Here is a 7019-nt window from a genome sequence, read left to right on the forward strand (position 1 = left end):
CCGGCCCCGCCCCCTCCGCCGGGCGCGGGCCGCCGCCCCCCCGGCCCCCCCCCCCCGCCGCCCCCCCCCCCCCCCGGCGCCGCCCCCCCCCCCCCCCCCCCCCCCGGCCCCCGCCCCCCCCCCCCCCCCCCCCCCCGGCGGGGGGGGGGGGGGGGCGCCCCCCCCCCCCCCCCCCCCCGCGTCCTGAGCCGTTCAGCCGTTGATGATCTGGGGGACGCCGAGGTGCTTGAGGCCTTCGACGCCGAATTCGAGGCCGTAGCCGGATTGCTTGGCGCCGCCGAAGGGGATGAGGGGGTGGACGGCGCCGTGCTGGTTGATCCAGACGGTGCCGGCCTCGAGGCGCGCGGCGACGGCGCGGGCGGCGTCGAGGTCGGCGGACCAGACCGAGGCGCCGAGGCCGACGTCGAGGGCGTTGGCCTTGGCGATGGCCTCCTCGACGTCGGTGTACTTGACGATGGGCAGGGCGGGGCCGAACTGCTCTTCGGCGACGAGGGGGTTCTCGTTGTCGATGTCGGCGACGAGGGTGGTGGGGTAGAAGTACCCCGGGCCGCTCTCGTCGGGGCTGCCGCCGAGCAGGACGCGGGCCCCGGATGCCTTGGCGGCTTCGACGAGGCGGGCGACGACGTCGTACTGGGCCTTGTTCTGCAGCGGCCCGAGGACATTCTGCTCCTCGAGGCCGACCCCCATGGGCACGTTGGCGGCGTAGGCGGTGAGGGCCTCGCACACGGCGTCGTAGATGTCTGCGTGGACGTAGAGGCGCTTGAGGGCGGCGCAGGTCTGGCCGGTGTTGATGAAGGCGCCCCAGAAGAGCCCCTCGGCGATCGCAGCGGGGTCGGCGTCGGGCAGGACGATGCCGGCGTCGTTGCCGCCGAGCTCGAGGGTGAGGCGCTTCACGGTGTCTGCGGAGGAGCGGATGATGGCCTTGCCGGCGCCGGTGGAGCCTGTGAACATGACCTTGCCGACCGCGGGGTGTTCGGCCAGTGCCGAGCCGACCCGCCGGTCCCCGGCCACGACGGTGAGCAGGCCGGCGGGCAGGGCGGTGTTGATGACCTTGATCAGTGCCAGCACGGACAGGGGAGTGTAGCTCGAGGGCTTGACGATCGCGGCGTTGCCCATGCGCAGGGCGGGGGCGATCTGCCAGACGGTGATCATCATGGGCCAGTTCCACGGCCCGATCGCGCCGACGAGCCCGATGGGGCGGTAGTGCAGCACGGCCTTGGCCTGGCCGTCGTCGACGACGACCTCGGGCTCGAGCACGGTCGCGGCGGTCGCGCGGAGCCAGGCCGCGCACGCGCCGACCTCGAAGCGGGCGTTGGGGCCGTTGAGCGGCTTGCCCTGCTCGCGGGAGAGGATCCGGGCGAGCTCTTCGGCGTGGGCCTCGACGGCGTCGGCCGCCGCCATGAGCGCTGCGGAACGGGCCTCATGCCCGGCCGCGGCCCACGCGGGCTGGGCGGCCTGGGCCGCCGCGATCGCGGCCTCGAGCTCGGCCAGGCCGTGCTCGGGGGCGATCCCGACGAGCTCCCCGGTCGCGGGGTCGAAGATCTCCCGCCCCGGCTCGCCCTCGGCAGCCACGACTGCCTCGAGCAGGGAATCGGTGTTCTGCAGGGTGTCCATGAGTCCTCCACGTTGAGTCTGCTGTTCACCCCAGTCTCGGCAGGGGCGCTGTGGAGGGCTTGTCTCCCGGTGCCGGGTGCTTGTCCGCGGGCGCAGGATGCGGGCGAGGCGGGGCATCAACGCGCGGACTCGCGAGCAGGCCCGCGCGCCGACCTAGTGCGCCGTGGCCGCGTTGAGGTTCTGATTGCTCGCGACGTGCGTCGTCGCGAGTTCTTCGACGCGCACGAGGTCCCGGTCGACGATGGCCTGGTAAAGGGCCTCGTGCTCCTCCGCGACTCGCACGAGATCCGTGTGGCGGGCGAGGAGCCACCGCATGCGGCTCCGCAGGGGGCGTTCGAGTTCACTCAGGAGCGCGTTGGCCGCGAGCGACGTCACGATCTCGTGGAAGTCGGCGGCCGCGCGCCGCGCCGTCGTGGCGTCGTCGGCGCGGGCGGCCGCGAGTTCGACGTCGAGCACCGAGCGCAGCCGGGCGAGCCCCTCGCGCGTCCTGCGCTGGGCCGCGAGCCGGAACGCGAGGACTTCGAAGGCCTGCCGGACCTCGTTGAGGTCGGAGATGTCCTCGGCCGTGAATTCCCGCACGATCGCCCACGTCCGCGGGCGCGGCGTCACGAGCCCCTCCGCGACGAGGGCCTTGAGGGCGTCCCGCACCGGGACGCGGCTCACGCCGAGCTCGGCCGCGAGATCGCGCTCGACGAGTCGGCTTCCCGGCTCGCGCTCGCCGTCGAGGATCTGATCGCGCAGCTTGCTCGTCACGCGCTCTGATTCCGACTCGAAGAGGTCCGCGTTGGTCATGCCACCAGTTTCGCGCAGTCTGCGGCGCTTGCGCACGACGACGACGCCGCTCCCGCCGTGGCGCGCCCCGCCGTCGTCCGCGCTCGCCAGGGCAAGAAGACCGGGAGACTCTAGACGAGGGCATGAGGTGCCCTCAGCGCGTCCCAAAAAGCTAGGTCTTTACATGTCAAATGGACATGTCTAATGATAGGAGTGCACATGCCGGGGGTCGGCGGCACGCGCGCGGACGACGTGCCCTGACGAGAGGACCCGAAGCGATGAGTGGACTAGCCGTGGTGATCGACGCGCGCGGAATCGGCTCGTGCGAGGGTCCCGACGCCGCCATGCTCTGGCGTATCAGCGCGGCTGCAGCCCATCACGCCGTCTTCGGGTGCGTGAGCACGGCCGCCCAGCTGAGGGTCCTCGGCCTCCTGCCCCAGGTCAACGTCCTTTCCCGAGGCGCTGACGAGGCCGGATGGTGGAAGATCGACGCCGTGCTCGACTTCGCGGTAGCCCTCGGCGTACGGCGCGTCGTGTGGCTCGATGCCGAGCTTGCGTCCTTCGACCCGCGCCTCGGCGTGACGCGGGCCGAGGCCGCCGAGGATGCGCTCGCGGACGCGGGGGTCGCGGCCCTGCTCGTCGCCCCCGACGCGTCGACCGGGCTCGCGCATGTGGACGCCGACGCCGTCGAGCGCTTTGCCGCGAGACCTGACGGGCTGCTGCCTCCGCGCGAGCAGCCGGAGCGGGTTCAGCGCGTCCGCTCCCTGCCGGCGGTCACCTATGCGCGGTACCGCGAGCTCTCATGGCCCACGCCGCTCCGCGCGCCGGTCTGAGCCCTACGTTCCCGCGGCGAGCATCACCGCAAGCGTCATCATGAGCGCGGCGACGCACCCGTCGAGCACGCGCCACGACGCGGGGCGCGCGAAGAAGCTGCGGAGGCCGCGGGCCCCGAAGCCGATCGTCGGGAACCACAGCGCGCTCCCCGCCGCGGCCCCGAGCCCGAAGAGCCACCGCCCCTCGCCCTGCGCGTTCGCGAGCGAGCCGAGCAGCACGAGCGTGTCGAGATAGACGTGCGGATTGAACCACGTGAGCGCGAGCGCCGTGAGGGCCGCCGACCACACCGTGCCCCCCATCTGGCCCGTCGCCGCGACGAGCGCGGACGGGCGCAGCGCCCGCCGGGCCGCGAAGATCCCGTACGCCACGAGGAACGCGGCGCCAGCCCAGCGGATCACCGCGAGCAGCCCGGGCGCGCCCTGGACCGCGCCCCCGATCCCGCCGACGCCCGCGAAGATGAGCGCCACGTCGCTCGCGACGCACACCGCGACGACCGGCAGGATCCACTCGCGGCGGATCCCCTGCCGGAGGACGAACGCGTTCTGGGCGCCGATCGCGACGATGAGGCCGAGGCCTGCTCCGAGGCCTGCGAGGAAGGGGGTCATGCTTCGACGGTACGGGCCGAGAATATGAAGATCAATTTACTATTTTTGTATCAGCATTAGAATCTTTTCATGGAACTCGACCAGCTCAGGGCGCTCGCCGCCGTCGTCGACCATGAGACCTTCGAGGCCGCGGCCGGCGAACTGCACCTCACGCCCTCCGCCGTGAGCCAGCGCATCAAAGCGCTCGAACGCTCGGTCGGCAGCGTCCTCGTGCGCCGCCTCAAGCCCGTGCGCCCCACGCCGGCCGGCGAGAGCCTCCTCCGCTCGGCGCGCCAGCTCCTCCTCCTCGCGGACGAGGCCCTCCTCGCGCTGCGCTCGCCCGAGCATGCGAACGACGACGCCGCCTACCAGGGTGCCCCCGGCCCCGAGCGCCTTCGCGTGCCGGTAGTCGCCAACGCCGACTCGATCGCGACGTGGCTCCCGCCCGCGATCCGCGAGATCGCGCTCGGCGGCCGCATCGCGCTCGAGCTCCGCCGCGACGACGAGCACGCGACGGCTGATCTGCTCCGCTCGGGCGACGCCGTCGCGGCCGTCACCGCGGACCCCGCCCCGGTCCAGGGCTGCAGCGTCCGCCCGCTCGGCACGATGGTGTACCGCGCCAAGGCCTCGCGGGCCTTCGTGGACCGCTGGTTCCCGAATGGCCCGACCCCCGAGGCGCTCGGCGCGGCCCCGGTCATGCAGTACGACCGCAAGGACAGCCACCAGCTCGCGCTCCTCGCGCGCGTCGCCCCGGACGCGACGCCCCCGCAGCATTTCATCCCGGACTCGGTGCAGTACGTCGAATCCGTGCGCGCGGGCCTCGGCTGGGGCATGGTCCCGGACCAGCAGGATCCCGACGGCGAGCTCGTCCTCCTCGACCCGGCCTGGTCCGAGGAGCTCCGCCTCTACTGGCAGGTCTGGACGCTCGACTCGCCGGGCCTCGCCGAGGTGACGGGCGCCGTCGTCCGCGCTGCTCGGGTGCTCGCCGCCCACGGCACGCAGCGCGAATACTGACACCATGCGCGAACTCGTCGTCCTCGGCACCGCCTCGCAGGTCCCGACGCGGACCCGCAATCACAACGGCTACTTCCTCGCGTGGGACGGCGAGGGGCTCCTCTTCGACCCGGGCGAGGGGACGCAGCGGCAGATGCTGCTCGCGGGCGTCGCGGCGACGCAGATCACGCGCATCTGCCTCACGCACGTCCACGGCGACCACTGCTACGGCCTGCCCGGCGTGCTTTCGCGCATGGCGCTTGATCGCGTCGAGCACCCGGTTCATCTGCACTTTCCCGCGTCGGGGCACGACGTGGTGCGAGCGCTCGTCTCGGTCGCGTCACCGGGTGTCGACCTGCGGCTCCACCCGCACGGCGGGCCGGGCGAGGTGGCCCCCGGGCTCGAGGTGCGGCCCCTGCGGCACCGGATCGAGGCGTACGGATACCGTCTCACGGAGCCGGACGGGCGCACGTTCCTCCCCGATCGGCTCGCCGCCGAGGGGATCGAGGGCGCTGACGTTGCGCGGCTCGAGCGGCTCGGCCAGCTCCGCGGCGTGCGGCTCGACGAGGTGACGGTGCCCCGCGCAGGCCAGCGCTTTGCGTTCGTCATGGACACCGCTTCATGCGAGGGCGCCGACGAGCTCGCCGAGCGCGCCGACCTCCTGGTCGCCGAATGCACCTTCGCGGACGACGACGCCGAGCTCGCCGAGCAGTTCCGGCACCTCACGGCGGGGCAGGCTGGGCGGCTCGCCCGGGTCGGCGGGGCGCGCGCCCTTGTCCTCACCCACTTCTCGGGGCGCTACACCGACATCACCCCGCTGGTGGAGCAGGCGCAGCGGGAGGCGGGCGACGCCGTCGTCCGCGCTGCCGAGGACCTCGACCGGTTCGGCTTCCCCTCGCGGCGCGCGACGCCGGGGCGCGCAGGGTAGGCCCGGCGGGGGCGGGCGACGACGCGGGGACGGCGTCAGCGGGCGTCGGCGGTGCGCGTCTGCGGCGTGGGGCGACAGGCCGTCAGCCGGCGGTCTCTCCGGCGGATGGGGCCTGCTTGGCCGTCACCTCGGCGAGCACGCGCGCGTGGATCTCCTCGGAGAGGACGTGGATCAGCCGAGTCAGCTCGGTGTTCTCCGTCAGCAGGGTCTCCTGCTCCCGATAGTCGCGGTCTGCCTTTGACTGCTGGAACGCGGCCTGCCGATTCTGCCCGATCATCACGAAGGTCGAGAGGAAGATCGCCTCAAGCGAGACGATGAGCGTGAGGGTCGGCCACGGTGAGGGCTCGATCCACAGCATCCAGGCGGCGAACAGGCCGATGTGGAGGTAGACGAACCACATCGAGCCCGCGAAGGCCGTGATGGCGTCGGCGATGCGCAGCTGGAGGCTCGCCGCGCGACGCTCGGCTTCGGCCAGCACCGCGGGGTGCAGCGCAGCTGGATCGGCTTTCTTGAGAAGCGTGCGCGGGCGCACGTGGGGGATCGGATGCTTCGCGATGACGGTGGTCCCAGCAGCCTTGGTCATGGTTGGTCTCCGAGGTGTGAGGCGGGCCGGTCCCGCCGGTCTACGACTGAGACTAGGGCCTGACGCCCATGGTGGGCGGGGTTTCCCGCTGAACGGCGTCCCTGGAAAAAATTTATTTTGACTTACTCAAAATAACTGGTTGAATGAAGGTATGTCCCAGTTCACGGCCTTCGCCGGGAAGCGGCCCTCGTGGTCCGAGCAGCTCCGCACCGCCGGGCGCCGCGTGACCAAGCAGCGGCTCGCCGTGCTGACGGCCGTCGAGACCCACCCGCACTCCACGGCGGAGAGCATCCTGGAGGCCGCGCGGCAGGAGCTCCCGGCGCTCTCGACGCAGGCCGTCTACGTGGTTCTCGGCGACCTGACCGAGCTGGGCATGCTGCGGCGTTTCGAGCCGCCGCAGTCCCCTGCGCTGTACGAGACCCGCGTCAAGGACAACCACCACCACGCCGTGTGCACGCGCTGCGGGCGCGTTGAAGACGTGGACTGCGCCGTCGGGCACGCACCGTGCCTCGAGCCGCACTGGAACGACTCCCAGAAGCCCATGACCATCCAGATTGCCGACGTCCTCTACCAGGGCATCTGCCAGGACTGCCTCGCGGCGCAGGCCGCGGAGTAGCGCATCGACCGACTTCATCTCCTGAAAACCATTATCAATCCCGGAAGGAATCCCGTGTCTGAGAGCACTATGTCGACCGAGTCCGAGGCCGCTGTT

Annotated in this window: 8 protein-coding genes; 4 read left to right on the forward strand and 4 right to left on the reverse strand. The window is 72.2% G+C overall.

Annotation, left to right across the window (positions count from 1 at the left end; translation table 11 throughout):
• Positions 1 to 192: 192 nt before the first annotated feature.
• Complete coding sequence (locus SPF06_RS21910; RefSeq protein WP_428985817.1) at positions 193 to 1614, reverse strand: aldehyde dehydrogenase family protein; 1422 nt, start codon at positions 1612 to 1614, stop codon at positions 193 to 195.
• A gap of 153 nt (positions 1615 to 1767) precedes the next feature.
• On the reverse strand, positions 1768 to 2406 hold the full coding sequence (locus SPF06_RS21915; protein WP_323281287.1) for a GntR family transcriptional regulator: 639 nt from the start codon (positions 2404 to 2406) through the stop codon (positions 1768 to 1770).
• A 257-nt stretch (positions 2407 to 2663) separates the two neighbouring features.
• On the opposite strand from SPF06_RS21915, the gene SPF06_RS21920 reads away from it, so the two are divergent.
• On the forward strand, positions 2664 to 3218 hold the full coding sequence (locus SPF06_RS21920) for a hypothetical protein (RefSeq protein ID WP_323281288.1): 555 nt from the start codon (positions 2664 to 2666) through the stop codon (positions 3216 to 3218).
• A 3-nt stretch (positions 3219 to 3221) separates the two neighbouring features.
• On the opposite strand, the gene SPF06_RS21925 is transcribed toward SPF06_RS21920, so the two are convergent.
• Entirely contained in the window at positions 3222 to 3824 is a 603-nt protein-coding gene (locus SPF06_RS21925) for a LysE/ArgO family amino acid transporter (RefSeq protein ID WP_323281289.1), read from the reverse strand.
• A gap of 69 nt (positions 3825 to 3893) precedes the next feature.
• Here SPF06_RS21925 and SPF06_RS21930 point away from each other — a divergent pair, with 69 nt between their 5' ends.
• Both SPF06_RS21930 and SPF06_RS21935 read left to right on the forward strand, forming a co-directional pair.
• Positions 3894 to 4817 carry an ArgP/LysG family DNA-binding transcriptional regulator gene (locus tag SPF06_RS21930; RefSeq protein ID WP_323281290.1) on the forward strand — a complete coding sequence of 308 codons (924 nt, stop codon included), beginning with the start codon at positions 3894 to 3896 and terminating at the stop codon, positions 4815 to 4817.
• 4 nt (positions 4818 to 4821) lie between these two features.
• Complete coding sequence (locus tag SPF06_RS21935; protein ID WP_323281291.1) at positions 4822 to 5724, forward strand: ribonuclease Z; 903 nt, start codon at positions 4822 to 4824, stop codon at positions 5722 to 5724.
• 82 nt (positions 5725 to 5806) lie between these two features.
• Here the strand turns inward: SPF06_RS21935 and SPF06_RS21940 are convergent, their stop codons facing one another.
• On the reverse strand, positions 5807 to 6307 hold the full coding sequence (locus tag SPF06_RS21940; protein WP_323281292.1) for a DUF1003 domain-containing protein: 501 nt from the start codon (positions 6305 to 6307) through the stop codon (positions 5807 to 5809).
• 151 nt (positions 6308 to 6458) lie between these two features.
• On the opposite strand from SPF06_RS21940, the gene SPF06_RS21945 reads away from it, so the two are divergent.
• Positions 6459 to 6923 carry a Fur family transcriptional regulator gene (locus tag SPF06_RS21945; RefSeq protein WP_323281293.1) on the forward strand — a complete coding sequence of 155 codons (465 nt, stop codon included), beginning with the start codon at positions 6459 to 6461 and terminating at the stop codon, positions 6921 to 6923.
• Positions 6924 to 7019 lie beyond the last annotated feature (96 nt).

This window comes from Sinomonas terricola (assembly GCF_034931225.1).
Lineage (GTDB): Bacteria > Actinomycetota > Actinomycetes > Actinomycetales > Micrococcaceae > Sinomonas > Sinomonas terricola.

Bases quoted from the DNA above. Each gene is read 5' to 3' on its own strand.
- SPF06_RS21915 (WP_323281287.1), bottom strand. From the start codon at position 2,406: ATGACCAACGCGGACCTCTTCGAGTCGGAATCAGAGCGCGTGACGAGC.
- SPF06_RS21945 (WP_323281293.1), top strand. From the start codon at position 6,459: ATGTCCCAGTTCACGGCCTTCGCCGGGAAGCGGCCCTCGTGGTCCGAG.
- SPF06_RS21935 (WP_323281291.1), top strand. From the start codon at position 4,822: ATGCGCGAACTCGTCGTCCTCGGCACCGCCTCGCAGGTCCCGACGCGG.
- SPF06_RS21930 (WP_323281290.1), top strand. From the start codon at position 3,894: ATGGAACTCGACCAGCTCAGGGCGCTCGCCGCCGTCGTCGACCATGAG.
- SPF06_RS21940 (WP_323281292.1), bottom strand. From the start codon at position 6,307: ATGACCAAGGCTGCTGGGACCACCGTCATCGCGAAGCATCCGATCCCC.
- SPF06_RS21910 (WP_428985817.1), bottom strand. From the start codon at position 1,614: ATGGACACCCTGCAGAACACCGATTCCCTGCTCGAGGCAGTCGTGGCT.
- SPF06_RS21925 (WP_323281289.1), bottom strand. From the start codon at position 3,824: ATGACCCCCTTCCTCGCAGGCCTCGGAGCAGGCCTCGGCCTCATCGTC.
- SPF06_RS21920 (WP_323281288.1), top strand. From the start codon at position 2,664: ATGAGTGGACTAGCCGTGGTGATCGACGCGCGCGGAATCGGCTCGTGC.